General features: G+C 59.7%; 15 protein-coding genes and 4 pseudogenes. 2 read left to right on the forward strand and 17 right to left on the reverse strand.

All coding sequences use genetic code 11. From position 1 onward, the window contains the following. Nucleotides 1-147 precede the first annotated feature (147 nt). The 5 genes and pseudogenes from AC1DNK_RS28180 to AC1DNK_RS28200 all read right to left on the reverse strand — a co-directional run bounded on the left by AC1DNK_RS28180 (nucleotide 148) and on the right by AC1DNK_RS28200 (nucleotide 5,105). Entirely contained in the window at nucleotides 148-825 is a 678-nt protein-coding gene (locus AC1DNK_RS28180; protein ID WP_477944390.1) for an ABC transporter permease, read from the reverse strand. A 71-nt stretch (nucleotides 826-896) separates the two neighbouring features. Then, nucleotides 897-2,567, reverse strand: a complete 1,671-nt coding sequence (locus tag AC1DNK_RS28185; protein WP_477944392.1) for an ABC transporter substrate-binding protein — start codon at nucleotides 2,565-2,567, stop codon at nucleotides 897-899. Between the two features lie 266 nt (nucleotides 2,568-2,833). Continuing rightward, entirely contained in the window at nucleotides 2,834-3,868 is a 1,035-nt protein-coding gene (locus AC1DNK_RS28190; RefSeq protein ID WP_477944393.1) for an IS110 family RNA-guided transposase, read from the reverse strand. A 310-nt stretch (nucleotides 3,869-4,178) separates the two neighbouring features. Next, a pseudogene (locus AC1DNK_RS28195) lies at nucleotides 4,179-4,337 on the reverse strand (Pycsar system effector family protein); the annotation flags it as partial. A gap of 119 nt (nucleotides 4,338-4,456) precedes the next feature. Continuing rightward, nucleotides 4,457-5,105: pseudogene (locus tag AC1DNK_RS28200) on the reverse strand (XRE family transcriptional regulator). 263 nt (nucleotides 5,106-5,368) lie between these two features. Between AC1DNK_RS28200 and AC1DNK_RS28205 the strand changes: the two are divergent. Both AC1DNK_RS28205 and AC1DNK_RS28210 read left to right on the forward strand, forming a co-directional pair. Beyond that, nucleotides 5,369-5,647 carry a type II toxin-antitoxin system ParD family antitoxin gene (locus tag AC1DNK_RS28205; protein ID WP_075293178.1) on the forward strand — a complete coding sequence of 93 codons (279 nt, stop codon included), beginning with the start codon at nucleotides 5,369-5,371 and terminating at the stop codon, nucleotides 5,645-5,647. Nucleotides 5,648-5,649: 2 nt separating this feature from the next. Beyond that, nucleotides 5,650-5,943, forward strand: coding sequence for a type II toxin-antitoxin system RelE/ParE family toxin (locus AC1DNK_RS28210; RefSeq protein WP_477944396.1), 294 nt, complete (start codon nucleotides 5,650-5,652; stop codon nucleotides 5,941-5,943). Nucleotides 5,944-6,180: 237 nt separating this feature from the next. On the opposite strand, the gene AC1DNK_RS28215 is transcribed toward AC1DNK_RS28210, so the two are convergent. The 12 genes and pseudogenes from AC1DNK_RS28215 to AC1DNK_RS28270 all read right to left on the reverse strand — a co-directional run bounded on the left by AC1DNK_RS28215 (nucleotide 6,181) and on the right by AC1DNK_RS28270 (nucleotide 15,995). Further along, entirely contained in the window at nucleotides 6,181-6,960 is a 780-nt protein-coding gene (locus AC1DNK_RS28215; protein WP_477944398.1) for an anti-sigma factor family protein, read from the reverse strand. Further along, complete coding sequence (locus AC1DNK_RS28220; RefSeq protein WP_477944399.1) at nucleotides 6,957-7,484, reverse strand: RNA polymerase sigma factor; 528 nt, start codon at nucleotides 7,482-7,484, stop codon at nucleotides 6,957-6,959. The genes AC1DNK_RS28215 and AC1DNK_RS28220 overlap by 4 nt, the downstream gene beginning before the upstream one ends. A 53-nt stretch (nucleotides 7,485-7,537) precedes the next feature. After that, entirely contained in the window at nucleotides 7,538-8,998 is a 1,461-nt protein-coding gene (locus tag AC1DNK_RS28225; RefSeq protein WP_477944401.1) for a YncE family protein, read from the reverse strand. A gap of 17 nt (nucleotides 8,999-9,015) precedes the next feature. Then, entirely contained in the window at nucleotides 9,016-9,489 is a 474-nt protein-coding gene (locus tag AC1DNK_RS28230) for a DUF305 domain-containing protein (protein ID WP_477944465.1), read from the reverse strand. A 74-nt stretch (nucleotides 9,490-9,563) separates the two neighbouring features. Beyond that, complete coding sequence (locus AC1DNK_RS28235) at nucleotides 9,564-10,421, reverse strand: CopD family protein (protein ID WP_477944403.1); 858 nt, start codon at nucleotides 10,419-10,421, stop codon at nucleotides 9,564-9,566. Then, nucleotides 10,418-10,780: a copper homeostasis periplasmic binding protein CopC gene (gene copC, locus AC1DNK_RS28240; RefSeq protein WP_477944405.1), complete on the reverse strand. Its 363-nt coding sequence runs from the start codon at nucleotides 10,778-10,780 to the stop codon at nucleotides 10,418-10,420. Before copC ends, AC1DNK_RS28235 begins: the two co-directional genes overlap by 4 nt. A gap of 355 nt (nucleotides 10,781-11,135) precedes the next feature. Beyond that, nucleotides 11,136-11,321: pseudogene (locus AC1DNK_RS28245) on the reverse strand (DUF308 domain-containing protein); the annotation flags it as partial. 189 nt (nucleotides 11,322-11,510) lie between these two features. Then, a pseudogene (locus AC1DNK_RS28250) lies at nucleotides 11,511-11,776 on the reverse strand (methyl-accepting chemotaxis protein); the annotation flags it as partial. A 385-nt stretch (nucleotides 11,777-12,161) separates the two neighbouring features. Then, nucleotides 12,162-13,541 (reverse strand): dipeptidase, encoded by a 1,380-nt coding sequence (locus tag AC1DNK_RS28255; RefSeq protein ID WP_477944407.1) that lies wholly within the window; start codon nucleotides 13,539-13,541, stop codon nucleotides 12,162-12,164. After that, entirely contained in the window at nucleotides 13,538-14,284 is a 747-nt protein-coding gene (locus tag AC1DNK_RS28260) for an SDR family NAD(P)-dependent oxidoreductase (protein ID WP_477944409.1), read from the reverse strand. The genes AC1DNK_RS28255 and AC1DNK_RS28260 overlap by 4 nt, the downstream gene beginning before the upstream one ends. Next, nucleotides 14,281-15,297, reverse strand: a complete 1,017-nt coding sequence (locus tag AC1DNK_RS28265; protein WP_477944410.1) for a ketopantoate reductase family protein — start codon at nucleotides 15,295-15,297, stop codon at nucleotides 14,281-14,283. The genes AC1DNK_RS28260 and AC1DNK_RS28265 overlap by 4 nt, the downstream gene beginning before the upstream one ends. Next, nucleotides 15,294-15,995, reverse strand: a complete 702-nt coding sequence (locus tag AC1DNK_RS28270) for a creatininase family protein (RefSeq protein ID WP_112516745.1) — start codon at nucleotides 15,993-15,995, stop codon at nucleotides 15,294-15,296. Before AC1DNK_RS28270 ends, AC1DNK_RS28265 begins: the two co-directional genes overlap by 4 nt.

Below are 15,995 nucleotides of genomic sequence, written 5' to 3' on the forward strand. Positions count from 1 at the left end.
ATGGCGGCGAGCGCCACTTTTGCCTTGAAAGCCGGGCTATGGTTCCGGCGCGGTCGTCTCGTCATGGTATCTCCTGTTCCTGGCATCTAAGCCGAAGTCAGGTAGAAATTCCACTTATCCCCGCTGTGCAGATTTCCCGAGCCAGCTCTAGACGCGGATCATGCGGGCCACATAGCCGAAGTCGTAGATGACCAGGACCGCGACCGGCAGCACGAACTGGTAGGGTACCGCCCAGCCGCCATCGCTGTTGAGCGGGCTGGTCCCCGGCAGGATCGGCCAGAGGATCACGAAAAGCGTCACCAGGAAAACGCCTGAGGCAAATTCCGGAATGGAGGTGAAGGTGATGCAGATGACCGACAGTGTCCGGTCAAGCACGCCGCCCTCTTTCAGTCCCGACAGGATACCGAAGTTGATCGATAGCGGAACGATCAGCAGGAAGGCCAGTCCGGCGAGGATCGCGGTATTGCCAAGGCGATCCCAGATGACGTCGTTGACAGGCAGTTTGTTCAGCGTCGAATAACCGAAATTACCGAAATACTGGGCACCGCGGGGGTCTTTGAAGTTCAGGCCGGTTGCCGGATCCTGGAGCGGATCGGGGATTGCCCCGACGAGCACGCCAAGCCAGCGGCCGTAGCGTACCAGCAACGGATCATTGGCCTTCAGTTTCTGCGACAGCAGGTCAACCTGCTGCTGGGTGGCGAAAGGACCCAGCGACTTGCGTGCCACGCTGCCGGGAGTGAACTCGCAGACGGCGAAAACGAGGAACGAAGCGCAGAGCATGGTCACCACCATCATCGCCAGACGCTTGAGAAGGAAATTCGCCATAGCCGGAGCAATCCGAATGTCCGGGCCTAACGCCCGACCGCGCGAACGCGGCCGGGCCACCAGCCGGGAGGTTAAGCCGAGATCGCGTACTGGTGCGCGAAGATGTACTGCGAAGGATGGAGCTCGAAGCCCTTGACCTTCTTGTCCATGACGGTCGAGAAGACACGCCAGAAAGGCTGAACGATCGGCCCGTCGTCCTGCATGATCGCCTCGATCTTCGCCATCACCTTGCTGCGTTCCTTCGGGTCGAGAATGCCTTCGGCCTCGGTCAGCAGCTTGTCGAAATCCGCGTTGGAATAATTGGATTCATTCCATGCGGCGTTCGAGCGGTAGGCGAGCGACAGCGTCATGATGGCCAGCGGCCGGTGACCCCAGGCTGTCAGGCTGAACGGCGACGTCGTCCAGACTTCCCAATACTGGGCGCTCGGCAGAGCCTTGATATTGACCTTGACCCCGATGTCCTTGAACTGCTCGGCAAGGACCTGCGCCGTATTCAGCTCCCAGATCGGGTCCGGGCGCGTCGTCATGTCGAATTCGAAACCGTCCGGGTAGCCCGCATCGGCCAGAAGCTTCTTGGCCTTCTCGACGTCGCGCGGATATTTCGGCAGTGCAGCGTATTCGGGATGCGAGGGCGCGACATGGTGATCCTCGGCCGGAACGCCGGCGCCGAGAAGTGCTGTCTGGATGACCTTGTCGCGGTCGATCGCATAGCGCATGGCCTGGCGAACGCGCTTGTCCTTGAACTGCTCGATATCGGGGTGCATACGGGCGACGACAGTCTGTGTCGTCTCGACCTGATAGACGCCGACATGCGGGAAGTTCTTCATCGCATTGATCTGGACCGCATCGGCTTCCGACAGGCCATCGACCTGCTTTGAGGCCATCGCGGCAATGCCGGCGCCCGGATTGTCGCCGAGGTCGACATATTCGAACGTGTCGAGATAGGGACCCGTGCCCCAGTAATCGCTGCGAGCCTTGTACTTGGCACCCTTGCCGACGACGTATTCGGTGATGGCGAAGGGACCCGTGCCGTTCGCATCAGCGCCGAACGCACCGTTTTCTTCCGGATCGATGATGAACATCGGGTAGTGATAGAGGTGCTCGGGCACGGCGATCTGCGGCGAGGAACAGTTGAGGCGAACGGTGTGATCGTCGACCTTCTCGATGGCGTTGTCGGCCCAGAGCTTGCTCGACTTCTTCGGATTGCCCTTCTCGTCCTTCTCGCCGGTTTCGTATTCTTGGACGAGGTAGCCGGTGAAGAGGCCAAGCATCGAAGAGCCGATTGCCGGATCGCAGACTCGCTTTAGATTCCAGACGACGTCGTCGGCCGTTAGAGGACGGCCCTTGCGCCACTTGATGTCCTTGCGAAGGTGCAGCGTCCAGGTCTTCAGGTCGTCACTCACTTCCCATTTCTCAAGAAGATAGGGATGCGTGATGTTGTTGCGGTCGGTCAGGGTAAGGTACTCGCAGACCTGGCGGATGACGTTCGACTTTTCGGCGAAGTCGGCCAGATGCGGATCCTTGATTTCCATGCAGCGCATGCCGATGCGCAGGTTGCCGCCCTTCGGCATGTCGTCCGCGCGAGCGGCGTCGCCGGGCATCGCCACACCGGCGAGAGAATAGGCGGCTGCGGCCGACACACCGAGCAGCGTTGCCTTACGAAGGAATTCCCGGCGGCCGATAGACCCGCCGGTCATCTGTTCGACCAGGGTCGGAATATAGGGATGCTGATTCTTGTCCACTGCAGTGGTCTCCTGTTGGCGCCTAGCTGTTCCAAGTATTTTCGGTAGGACCGACAGGACGTCTTCGCCCGTCCGGGACCTGCGGGCTTTTTGCCCGTCAACCAGGCCGTAGCCAAGATGGATATCCGCACGTCCAGAGCCACGATAACCAACACGGTTTCACTGAACCATTTCCACGCCTGGGCTATCTGAACGCCGATCAACTGTCAGGCCATCTCCATTCCACTCGCAAACATCGTCGGCTGCTCCTGCGAGCAACCAATAACTTAGACTACCGCCACGCCGTAGGCCCGCTCATAGGGCTGCCCCTTGCGCAACACCGCCCAGGCGATACGCGCGAGCTTGTTTGCCAGAGCCACGATCACGACATTGCGCTGGATGCCGCGGGACAACATCGTCTGGAGCCATCGCCCGATCGGCGTGTCACTCTGACTGAGCGTGTGCATTGCCGCTCGAGCGCCGTGGACCAACAACGTTCGCAGATAGGTGTTGCCGCGCTTTGTTATCCCAAGCAGACGCGCTTTGCCTCCGGTGGTGAACTGTCGTGGCACAAGCCCCAACCATGCTCCCAGATCTCGGGCATGCTTAAAACTGCCGGCGTCACCTATTGCGGCAACAAGCGCCGTGGCGTTGAGCACGCCGATGCCTGGAATCGATGTCAGGCGGCGCATTGCGCTGTTCTGCCTGGCGAGCGATACGAACTCTGCGTTCAAGGCCTCGACCTTCTCGTCAAGCATTCGCCATTCGTTCCGCAATTCGATGACCAAGTTGCGGATGCGCGGAGATAGCATCTCATCAGCTTCGGCAAGGAGACCGTCCAGAGCGCGCTCGAACTTCACGCGGCCTGCGGCGAATATGAGACCTCTCTCCAGAAGAACGGCACGCAGCTGATTGATCAAGGTCGTTCGCTCCGCAACCAGCCGTGATCGAACCCGATGCAACGTCTGAATATCCAACTGTTCCTGGCTCTTTAGTTCGACAAACCGCATCGTCGGGCRAGATGCCGCCTCGGCAATGGCCTCGGCATCTCTGTCGTCATTCTTCTGCGCCTTTACATAAGGACGGACGTATTCCGGCGACATCAGCCGGACCTCATGACCTTTCGAGGTAAAGAGCCGGCCAAGATGGTGAGCACCGCAGCATGCCTCCATCGCGATAACACAGGTTGGAAGCTTCTCGACGAATTCGATCAATGTTTGCCGCCGCATAGTTCGACGGGCAACCACTGCGCCGTGGGCATCTACACCAACGACGCTGCAGCTATTCTTTCCGATATCGATACCCAGTATGGAGATCTGCATGGTTAGGCTCCTTCCCTTCAAGAAAACGACATCATACTCGATGTCCTCGGAAGGGCGGGCCATCCCATAACCAACAAACAGGGCTATGCAGATCCGTTATAACGGGGGAACCTGGGACGAGAGCGGCCTCAACGAGCATACCGTGATGGCGCGATATGGTCCTGCGATATCAACGTCCATGCCTGATCTTTGGCCTCCCATTGGTTGGTGCGAGACCACTTCATGAGACGCAGGTCACATTCGGCTTGAGGCCGAATGCTGGGCGACGGTCACGCCAGCAGACGTATCAGGCCACGATCAGCAACGTTACTTACGCGATTACAGTGACCATCAATCCTCGGAAGGCGAGCGTCACGCAGCGGTACTTGTCGCGAGCGATCGCCGACAGGATATCGGCATTGTCGAGATACTCGGCAAAGAGGTAACGCTGGTCGTGGCGCCCAGCGGCCTCCCAGAAAACCTGCCGATGCTTGCCCCCGGGTCTGGAAAGGCGCTTGCGTAGATCCGGCCAAAGCGACGCCCTGACGGAATCGTTTCGATATCGAGCGGCTGACGCTCGAAACCAGCAGGCGGCTTGACACCCGCCATTTATCGAAAGTCACCGCGGGCAATGCCCTCAACTGCAGCAATCACGTCGCTATCATGGCGCCGCTTCAGGGCGTCGAGCCCGGTACGACCGTCAAGAGCGCCGTGGGGCGAAGCAAGAAAGTGGTAAACGGCCCAAGCACCCGCCAGAATCGCGTGCAATTTTGGAAGTGCGGCATAGGGCCGGCGTCTTGATCAAGCTGCCAAGCCGGGAAACGGAACCCTCGCTTGGCGCCGTCCAGGCCAAGCACCTGGCCGTTTTGACGCTTTGTATTGACCGCGACCTGCGAAACGCCAAGAAGATCGGCGTCGGCGCTCAGCATGTCGCCCTCGCTGAGGATCTCTGGCGACGGCCTCGCTGTCGCGCGGCGGACAAGGATGCCTGGAGTTCGTCGTTCGGTTCGCCAGCGTCTTCGAGCGGAAACGGACTGTCACCAGCCAGCGGGTCTTCCTCGACGATCGAAATCGTCTGCGCGCCAGCGCGCGGATCCACGACGACCCGGAAACTTACCTTATGGCCAGCCTTCTGGCTCAACTGTAACGCCTTGGTGCACTGATTGAGCAGGGCTTTTTCGAAATCGGCCTTGCGGGGAAGCTTCATCGATAGCGCGATGTTTGGAGTTTCGCTTGCAGAGGTTTTCGTGAGGGGCATGACAATCCACCTTTCGAAAGCAAGGTAAACGTCGTTATGAACTCGTCAAGTTCGTTAAATTGGTAAAGAAACCCGGCCGCAGTATCCAGGCAATTGCGTTTAGCAAGGAGCCTACGCCTTGAACGGAATTCGAACCGCAGGCCCCTTGATCGTGGCTGACGCGTTAAGGAATCAAGTCGTTGCCCGCGAGTCCGGCATATTGGCTTCTTGCTTACGGTACGCTAATCGCATACCATGGATGTGACGGGAAGAAGGATCTTACGATGACGACGGTCGAGAAGATTACCATTGCACTCACACCTGAGATGGCGGGATTTGTGCGAAGTGCGGTCGATGCTGGCGAATATGCGTCGACTAGCGAAGCCATCCGCGACGCCGTGCGTGAGTGGAAGGAACGAAGGGATTTGCTTGGCTATACAGTCGAGGATCTGCGAGCGCTTGTCCATGAGGGCATCGACAGCGGTCCGAGTTCGCGGTCCACGATGGCAGAGGTGAAAGCTGCCGCGCGCCATCGATTTGAATCTTCACGACGCGAAAGCTAACTATGCTTTCTATTGTCCGCACGGATCGTGCCGATGAGGACCTGATAGAAATCTGGTCCTACATTGCCGTTGAAAACATAGTCGCAGCTGATCGAGTTCTCGATGCGATTGAGGCGCGCTGGCAGCATCTCGCACGGCACCCGTACTCGGGAATGGCGCGCGACGACATTGCCCCGGGTATTCGGCATCTGGTCTCAGGCGATTATCTAACTCTTTACCGGCTCACCGGCGGCGCAGTCGAAATCATCCGCGTGCTGCACGGGCGCCGGAAGATTTCCTCCCAAGTCGTTGTTTAAGTGGTGGCCTGTTAGCGCGGCTACGGGCACGAAACCACCCAAGCGACATCGCACGCGTAGCATAACGCGTATTTATGGCACTTCTTGGTTTGGCGCCCGGCTGACATGTCCGATCCCATCGCCGCAACGGGGCCACGACACTCCCGCTGACGCGTCAGATTCGCCTTGGCGTAACCGAGTTTCCTAACATCTGCTCCAGAGGCCAGTAGGACGTGCCCGGATCCTTCCAGTCCGCGTTCATAGTGATGTTGCCACCTGTGATTTCGCAAGGTCGGCAATGGCGTGAAGATCCTCCCCAGGCAGCGAGCCCACCAGGCTGAATCCCATTCCATTGTTCGCCCAGCTCCAACCTTTGACACTGGCGTCCGAGCTTGCCAGCATCGGTTTGTCCTGGTCGACCTTCATCCGCCGGGTCAACATGACAAGTCGACTTCCCTTGTCATTGTCGTACATCAGCATCAGTCCCGGACCATGAGCAGTCGGGATCACCCGTCCCCCCATCAGGCGGTATCCGGATCTGCTCAGGTCCGGTAGGACGGTCTGTGCGCCAAGCGTCTCGGAGGCTAGTTGCTTGAGACTGTCGGTCCCGTCGAACCGAACCTCGACCGGACGAACCTTGTCCGGAGCAAAGACGCCATAGCTGGCGGATGCCTCCTGCGCGAGCGCCACAACGCCTTCCGTTGCGGAAAGGGAAAGACCCTTCATAGTCCAGCCCCCGGTCGCGCCAATCGCGAGAATAACCGCCGCCGCCGCGGCCATCCGCCAAAACGGCTGCGCTGTGTTCGCCGGACGGTTTGCAGCAATGTTTGCGAGATTGAGCCGACTGGGTATCGGTTCGCGTGCGACAGGATCGAGGGTCTCCCTCAGGACAGACGATTGCTTCTCGTAGACGGCAACCCGAATGGATGCCTCGGGATTGGTCAGGAGGTATTCGGCGACTTCGCCGCGACGTTCGGGAGACAGTGCCTTGTCGACGTAGGCTTGCAGATCGTCTTCCGTTATGGGTTTCCTGGTCACTTGACCCTCCTGAGATGGGAACCGCCAACTCTTACGCCGGTCGGAGAGCTTTCGAGAAGTATACGTAACTGTTCACGGGCGCGGGACAATCTGGACATCACGGTACCAACGGGAACGCCGAGTACGTTGGCCGCCTCGGCGTATGAGAGATCCTCGACGGATATGAGCAGGAGAACGCTTCTATGATCGGGCGGCAAAAGCTCGATGGCAGACATGACTTCGTTGCCATAGACCGTCTGCTCTTGCGTAGCTTGGCTTGCCCCGCTCGCCTCAGGCATGTCCTCGAGAGGTACCATGTTTCCGCGGCGAGACTTCTGCCGCAGACGGTTCACGGCGAGATTGTGCAGGATGGCAAAGACCCACGAGCGCGCGTTGTCGTCACGGCGACGGCTCCAGTTCGCGACGACCCGTTCAAGGCAGTCCTGCACGATGTCGTCGGAAGCCTCGACGTCTCCAAGAAGACCTCGGGCGTAGCGGCGGAGCGCCGGAATGATCGGCTCCACTTGCAACAGCATGTCGTCCATCAGGGTTCTCCAGATAGGCGACCCGCATAGCATGCGAGTCGCCTTGTAAGCTACTATTCGGCCTGGACCTGCACGATATCGCCAAGCTTGCCATCGACCGAGGATGCGACAACCAGATACTGCCGCTCCTCCTTGTGCTTGGATTCAACGATCTGCCTGATGGGCCCGACCGCGTTGACGATCGCCGAGCCGGCCGGGTTCGTCATGAAGTTCGACAGACCCTGGAGCGGACCCGAGCCATCCGGATTGCTGGACAGAGCCAGGACGTAGGGCTTCTTCGGATCGAGGCCCGTGACGGATGCCTGGAGAACCTGTGTCAGTCCCTGGTCGAACAGCGTGACGGTGGTTGGCGTGTCCTTTGATGCTTTCGAACCCTTAGCGGCAAGTTTTAGATGAGCGGCTTCGCCTGCCTTGCCGAGTGGTACCAGATTTGCCAGGCCATCGCCCTCCGGTACGGCGTTCGGGATATAGGCGACCGCCTGCGGCGCCTGACCGATCGGGATGTTGGCGATGACCCTGTTGGTCAGTGTGTCGATGACCGCGAACTGGTCGGCGTTTTCCAGTCCGACAAAGACGCGGGTGCCGTCGCCCGATGGCCATATGCCGTGCGGCAGGGTTCCAACAGGAATGGTTGCAACCTGCTCAAAGTTGTCGGTGCGGAACACCTTCACCTCGTTGAGCCCGCCAACAGTCACATAGGCGAAGCTGCCATTCTTGTTGGTGACAAGATTGACGTGGTTGGTGATCGGGCCGGTATCGAGCGTCTTGATCAGGTCGAAGGGTGCCCGCGCGTTGAAGACCTGCGTCTTGCCGACATCCTTCAGCGTGAACCAGACCTGCTTTCCATTCGGCGATGCGGCGATGTTGGGGCAGAAAGGGCTTTCTTGCTTCACATGCCCAACGATCTGGTGGTCGGCGACGGACACCACGACAGTCTCCGGGTTAAAGGACGAGCAGATATAGCCGTACTTCCCGTCCGGCGAGAAAATCTGCATGCCGGGACCCGATGGCACCTTGATCTGCGTCTTCTCCTGGAACGTCGAGGCGTCGATCACTGAAATATAGTCCTCGCCGCGAACCGTTACCCACACTTCCTTGCCGTCGGGGGTGAAGAAAGCCTCATGCGGCGAACGGCCGACATAAGTCGTGTGCTTCACTGCATTCGTGGCGGTGTCGATGAAGGTCACTGAGTTCGAGCCGATGGAAACGACAGCGAGCGTCTTGTGGTCAGGCGAGAAGCCCATCCCATGAACCAGCACCTGGCCCTTGTAGAGTGGGCTGAGGTTGCCGGGCTGCGGATCGCCGAGCTTGATGACGCCGAGCAGCTTGTTGGTCGATGGGTCGCTAACGGAAACGGTGTTGGAAAATTGCTCTGCCGCATAGACGCGATCTTTGCCGCTGATCGGGACGTCAGGATCGGATGTCGCACCGGGAGCCTGGCCGGCAAACGCGGAAATGGGCGCAAGGATGCTGCCCGCCAACAGAGTGGCGGCGATAGATGCTCGGATGTTCATGTTGTTTGCCTCTTCAGTTACATTTTCATGTTCGGGTCCATGCCTTTCATGGACGCTGCTGGGCCGGTATCCGGTGCCACCTGCGTTGGGACGGCGGCGGATGGGGGAAGCGGATCGCCAATCGCAAGCTTCATGGCCGCGATCTCCTGTTGCTGATCCACGATGATTTCCTGCGCGATGCGCTTGAGCTGTTCCTTCTTGCCGTACTTCAGCATAGCCAGCGCCATGTCGATCGCGCCCTGGTGATGAGGCGTCATCATCGCAACGAAATCGCGATCGACGTCGCCGCTGGGCTTGACCTCCATATCGGCCATCATCTTGTCCATCGCGGCATTGTTCTCATCGAGATAGGCCTTCTCGGAGGCGATTTCGGAGCCGCTTACGTCATGGGTGTGCGGGGATGCATCCTCAGCGTGGGAAATCGAAGTGCCAAGAGCGAGGAGCCACAGAACTGTACATGTGGCGGTCAGGCGCGGGATCGGTACGTTCATCATCGTTTCCTTTGTTGGTTGATGTCGGTAGACAACGGGGGGGACAATCTATTCCAAAGACATCGGGAAAATTTTCAGGAAGGGTCCTGGAGCCCGAATGACGCGACCAGCGCTATCGCGAAAAGGCCAAGCACCACCTCCGCCGACGTGCCTATGACCAGCCAGTATCTGGATGAGATCGGATCGACCCTAAGCCTGGGCACGACCAGGTACCGGTTGACCATGGCGATGCCGGTCATCGAGAAGACGGTGCAGACCTTCACGATCACCGCGAGCTGATATTGCGACGCGGAGTTCGCCGGCAGTCCGCCGAGCGTAAGGATCGTATTGGTAAGACCCGATACCAGCGTGAGAGCGACCGCCGCATGGCCCAGAATTGAAAACTTCCGCATGGAAGCTATCGCGTCGCGCGCAAGGCCGTGGCCCGCCGACATTCGCAGTAAAAATGCAAATGGCACGAGCGCACCAATCCAGGCGCAGGCAGACAAGGCGTGAATGGCATCAACGACCATGTGCGCAAGCGACTGGCTCGCGTGGCCGGTAGCGGCGAGTGAAGCGATCGCAAGACCGGAAAGCACCACAGTTGCACATTCGCGGCCGAGGAATGCCGCTGCAACCATCGTCAGGCAGATGATCGCGTGCAGCAAGGAGAACTTTCCGACGTCGGTATTGGTGAGCACGGCGGCAAGATCTTGACTACTATCAATTGCCGTCCAGTCTCCTTCGATCAAAGCCGTCTGTATCGGAACGGAAAGAATCGCGCTGGAAGCAGCAGAAACACAGGCAAGCTTCAGCTGAATCCGCATCGAGCCCTTTAGCGCGGGTCTACTGGCTCCGACCGCGACCCACATCATGCCGCCCGCGCCCCAAACGAAAACGAGTGATGTGTCGTTCAGAAAGCGTTCAATCGCGAGAGCCGTTTCCGGGCTCATGGCTTCACGACAAAACTGTAGGACCCTGACGTCGCATGCCCGTCTCTCGATAGAACATGCCAGCGAACGTCGTAGGATCCGCTCACCAGAGCGCTTGCCGGTACTCTCACAATCGAGGCGCCATCTCCCTCCACGGTTTTCGCCAGTGGCACCTCCTCACCGCCCGACGCTAAAAGCGTGACATCCGAGAACGATGGTTCCAGATCTTCTGTGAAGTGAAGTTCGATCTGTGCCGGCGATGCTTTTACGGTTGCTCCTTCAGAGGGGTCGGAAGACTTGAGGTGTGCGTGCGCCCAGGCTGGGCTGCAAGGGAACGATGAGCAGAGCAGCCCCAAGGCAATCATCAGTGTTCTGGTCATGCAGGATCTCCAGGTCGAGGCGTAATGCAGACGTAGACAACGTGGTTGGAGATCTATTCCGTATCCGAACAAAGAAAGTCAGAGCTTGGCGAGGTCTGGCGTTGCTCAAGATTGCCCGCCTGATGTCGATGGTCAGCGAACCAGACAGTCCAAATGCATCGCGGGCGTGCGGGAGCTCAAGCCCATAGAAAAAAGCAAATCCGAAATGACGGACGCGGGCTTCGCCGAAGCCCAAGGGTTGACCCGATCAGGGTTCTTGGTTCGAGCTGCCAAGCATGAGATCGGCCATGCAAACGACGACTATAATGGCGACTACTCATAGACGCGGCTAGGAGCCTAAGTGGCAGATCGTCTCGCTCATGCTTTTTATGATCGCCAGACCTCCGCTCTTTGCGGCGTCAACAACGTTAGCGGCAGCGTCCCAAGCCGGGTAAATAATGAGCAGCGCGGCAGCCATCGCGCACGAATGCTGTCCGACTGTTAGTGCCGCTGCAACCCACAACACCGAAAAAGCTGCCCGCGAAAAGTAACACTGCTTCAGCCAGTGTTCGTTGACGCTTGCAACCTAGCGATCTTGATTGTTTGACATTGTTATCTTTCACTTTCTCGACTGATGAAATTGGTCACGCGGGTCTGTCAGAAGAAGCCGACATGTTTGCCGAATGCGGTGTTCTCGTCCCATTCACTTTGCCCAATCCGCTCTAGCGGTGGCAATTGCGAGTTCGTTGGACGGTTTGCTGTGATTTGCTGCCGCCTGCGTTCCGATGTTAAATTGAGCAAGCAGTTGAAATAGGCGTCGGCTTCAGAAGCCAGCTTATGGGCCGCTGCGGTCGACTGTTCTACCATTGCCGCGTTCTGTCGCGTGCCCTGATCCATCGTATTAACGGATGTGTTAATCTCTTTGAGACCTGTCGCCTGCTACTTGGAAGCTTCCACGATCGCACTGACATTGCCATCAACTTGCTGGACCTGGACGACAATTTCCTCCAGCGCTTCCGAAGGGCCGGCGACAATGACGAATTCGGCATCGGCGATATCGATCGAAACCCCGTGCAGGATAAGCAGGGCGCCGTAGGATTTGTGGACGTTGCGTATGCCCACGCCTCGGCTCTGAGCCGGATATTGTCCTTGGTAGCGACGAAAACACGTCGCGGTCGAGCCCGGACGCCCTCAGGGCACGGCCGAAGGTGATCTCCGTACCGTTGCTCTGCGCTGTACCAAGATGCCGGTAACCGATCCCGATGCCTGACAGCAAAGCCGAGAGCCCCTGGTCGCCCAAGCGGTCGTACGTACCGAGGCCAGCATAGCGAGAACAATCAGTACTGGAATCACGAAGGCAAGTCCCGTCAATTAGCGGAGACTGGGAGCGCAAGGCGGCGCGTCAATTGTTTTTGGCCGGGGCCAGTCGCCGCAGCAGCATGGTCCAGGCCCGCATGCCGAGCTTGAAATTCGCGAGCCGGAAGAATTCGTTCGGCGCGTGATAGTCCTCGTCGCTCGTCGAGAAGGAGAAGAAGATCGCGGCACAACCGAGATGCTGGCGGAAGGCGCTGCCGATCGGGATCGTGGCGCCCATCGCAACCCGCAGCGGCTTCTGGCCGAGCAACTCGCCCAGGACCTCTTCCGAAATCTTCAGCGCCGGCAGGTCAGGATCGACGAAATCGGCTTCACTGCCCGGACCGTGGCGATGCACCTCGAGCTGGAAACCCTTCGGCAAGTGCTTCTGTAGATGACGGGTGATCGCCGCGATCACCACAGCCGGCTTCTGCCCTGCGACCAGGCGGCAGGTGATCTTGGCGCCGGCCGTGTTCGGAATGACCGTCTTGGTGCCCTTGCCCTGATAGCCGCCCCAGATGCCGTTGAACTCCAGCGTCGGCTCCAGCCACTGGCGGATCAGCAATTCGCGGCCGGTATCGATCGGATCGCCACTGGCAACGCCGATCTCCTGGTAATAGGCGGCGCTGTCGAAATTCGACGCATCGATTGCCGTCAGGATGCGCGGATCGGGCGGTGTGACGCCGTCGAGAAAACCCTCGACGCTGACACGGCCATCCGGACCGTGCATCGAGGCGAGCAGCGCCGACAAGGCGGCGATCGGGTTTGGCGCGCTTCCGCCGTGACGGCCGGAATGCAGATCCTTGGCGGCACCGGTCACCGACACATCGAGCGCCGCAAGGCCGCGGCTGGCGACCGTGATCGACGGCTTGTCCGGCCGCCACATGGCGCCATCGGCCGAGAGCACCAGATCGCAGCGGAGCTTGTCGCGATATTTGGCGAGCGTCGGCGCAAATTGCGGACTGCCGGATTCTTCCTCGCCCTCGATCAGCACCTTCAGATTGACCGGCAACCGGCCCTCGACGCGCATGAAGGCCTCGGCAACGAGGATCGGGATCAAGAGCGGCCCCTTGTCGTCGGACACGCCCCGGGCATAGAGCCTGCCATCGCGCTCATCCGGCTCGAAGGGCGGCGTTTGCCATTTCTCCAGCGGTTCCGGCGGCTGGACGTCGTAGTGGCCGTAGACGAGGTATGTCGGCAGCGCGGGATCCCCCAGGATTTCGCCATAGACGGCCGGATGGCCGCCGGTTTCCAGCATCTCGACGGAGGAAAAGCCCGCTTTCCGCAACCGGTCCGCGACAAAGGCTGCCGCGTGGCGGATGCCTTCGATGAAAGCCGGATCGGTGCTGACGCTCGGAATGCGGCAGAAGGCCTTAAGGTCTTCGACGGCCGCCGGATAATGCTCTTCCAGATAGGCCTCGACGCTCATTTGCCGCCGTCCACGCTGATCACCTGACCGGAAACCCAGCCGGCATAATCCGAGGCGAAGAACATCACCATTGCGGCAATGTCTTCTGGCACGCCGAGGCGCTTCAGGGCGATGTTCTGCAACAGCCGTGCCTGCCCCTCCTCGCCCATCGCGTCCCATTGGCGTTCCGTCGTCGGATTGGAGCGGACGAAGCCGGGGGCGACGTTGTTGACGGTGATACCCCACGGGCCGAGTTCATGCGCCAGCTGCCGCGTCAGTCCGATCTGCCCCGCCTTGGCGCTGGCATATGCCTGGATGCCGGTCAGCGAAATGCCGAGGCCGGCGCCGCTGGAGATATTGATGATCCGTCCCGACTTGCGCCTTTTCATGACAGGCGCGACTGCCTGCGACATGAAGAAGGCGCCTGACAGATTGACGTCGAAGATCGTCTGCCAGTCGCTTTCCGAGATTTCCTCGATCGGCCTTCCGACCTGACCGCGCACGCCGCCGGCATTGTTGACGAGGATATCGACATCGCCGAACTTCGGCACCAGCGCCTGGACATCGGTGCGGTTGCCGACATCGAGCACATGAGCGGTCGTCCTGTCGCCGCAGAGCTTCATCGTTTCGGCAAGGCCCGCCACGTTGACGTCGCAGACATGGACACGCGCGCCGCAGCTCGCGAACCCTTGCGCGATCGAGCGGCCGAAGCCGTGCGCCGCACCGGTGACGACAACTGTTTTTCCGTCGAAGGAGATGTTCATGCCACCCTCGCAAGCTCTTCGATATTGTCCATCGACAGCGGCCGCTTGCCGTCCTCGATCTCGTGAATCATCTCGATGACGCGGGCCGCAAGCGGTGTCGGAACGCGCGATTCTTCGCCGATCTCGACGACCGGCAGCACCTGCGCATCGACCTCGGTCTTGCGCTTGCGCACCGCCAGATCGCGCCAGATGCCGGAATGGGACTTGGCCGATTTCCGATTATGAACAGACATATCGTCGAAGGATTTGTCCGTCTGCTCGGGCGTTGCCAGTGGCCCGAACGCGGCCGGATCGAAGCCGTCGAAGGCTTCCGGGCGGATATTGTTGATGGCGGCGACCGTCGCCACTTCGAGCGCCAGTTTGCGCAAGACCGGGCGGGCAATCGGATCATCCAGCACGTCGGCGATGCTGTCATTGGTCAGCGCGGTGCCGAACAGCAGCGCGCCGTAGATCAGCTTGCCCCAGAGGAAGCCCCAGATATTGTTTGTGATCAGGGCCCTCGGCTCGAACTGTTTCATCAGGTCGTAGATGTCCTCGGCGCGATCCGTAAACCGCCCGTCGAGTTCGCCGATCACCACGGCGCCGTGGCCGCTATATTGCACGACGCCGGGCTCCAGATAGTCGGCGCCGAAATTGACGAAGCAGCCGATCACCCGGTTTTCGCCGGTGATGCGCGAGATCACCCTTTCGTTGAGGCCGTTCTGCGCCGAGACGACGTAGCCGTCTGAGCCCAGATGCTGGACCAGCATCTTCGCCGCCGCTTCCGTGTGATGCGCCTTCACGCACAGGAATGTCCTGCCGTAGGTGCCGGTGAGTTCCTCCGGCAGATAGGCCTTGGCCCGCACGACATCCTCGAAGATCGGACCGACGATCTTCAGCCCTTTCATATTGATGGCATCGACATGGTCCTTGACGTTGTCGACGAATATTACCTCGTGGCCGGCCCGGAGAAAGGCGGCGCCGAGCGTGCCGCCAATGGCGCCAGCGCCCCAGATCAGGATTGGATCGCTCACGCCCAGCCTCCCTCGAGAAGCGCGCGCGTCTCTTCGACCGCCACATTCCATATCGCCTGCATTTCCTCATCCGGCCGCTCGTAATAGCCGCCGAAGTTGCCATCGCCGAGATAGGCCTTCACCGCATCCGGCGGCATCACCCGCATGCGGGCCAAATCGATCATCGGCTTCTGCTGCGTCGGTTGCTTGACGCCTTCGAGACGCGTCCAGGGGAAATTCTCCATCCAGGAGGCATGCGAGGCGACCGTATCGATCTCCTGCACCTTGGCGAAGGTCTTCGGCGAGTTCCACCAGTTGTGGAATTTCACCGCAGTATCCGGATTATCGGCCATCCACTCGATCGCCATGCTGCCCGCCGGCTGGTTGCCGCCATGGCCGTTGACGATCAGGATACGGCGAAAACCCTGCAGCCTCAGGCCATCGAGAATGTCGCGCACCAGCCGGATATAGGTTTCCTGGCGGATGCTGATCGTGCCGGGATAGGAGAGAAAGTACGGCGTAATGCCATAGGCAACGACCGGGAAGACGGGAATGCCGAGCGGCGCTGCCGCATCGGCCGCGACCTTCTCGGACAGGATGGAATCGACCGAAAGCGACAGGCCGGCATGCTGCTCGGTACTGCCGAGCGGCAGGATCGCTCGGTCATCGGTCTTCAGATAGGCTTCGATCTGCTGCCAGTTGGACTCCGATACTCTCAT

Source organism: Rhizobium sp. 01N424, from assembly GCF_056399485.1.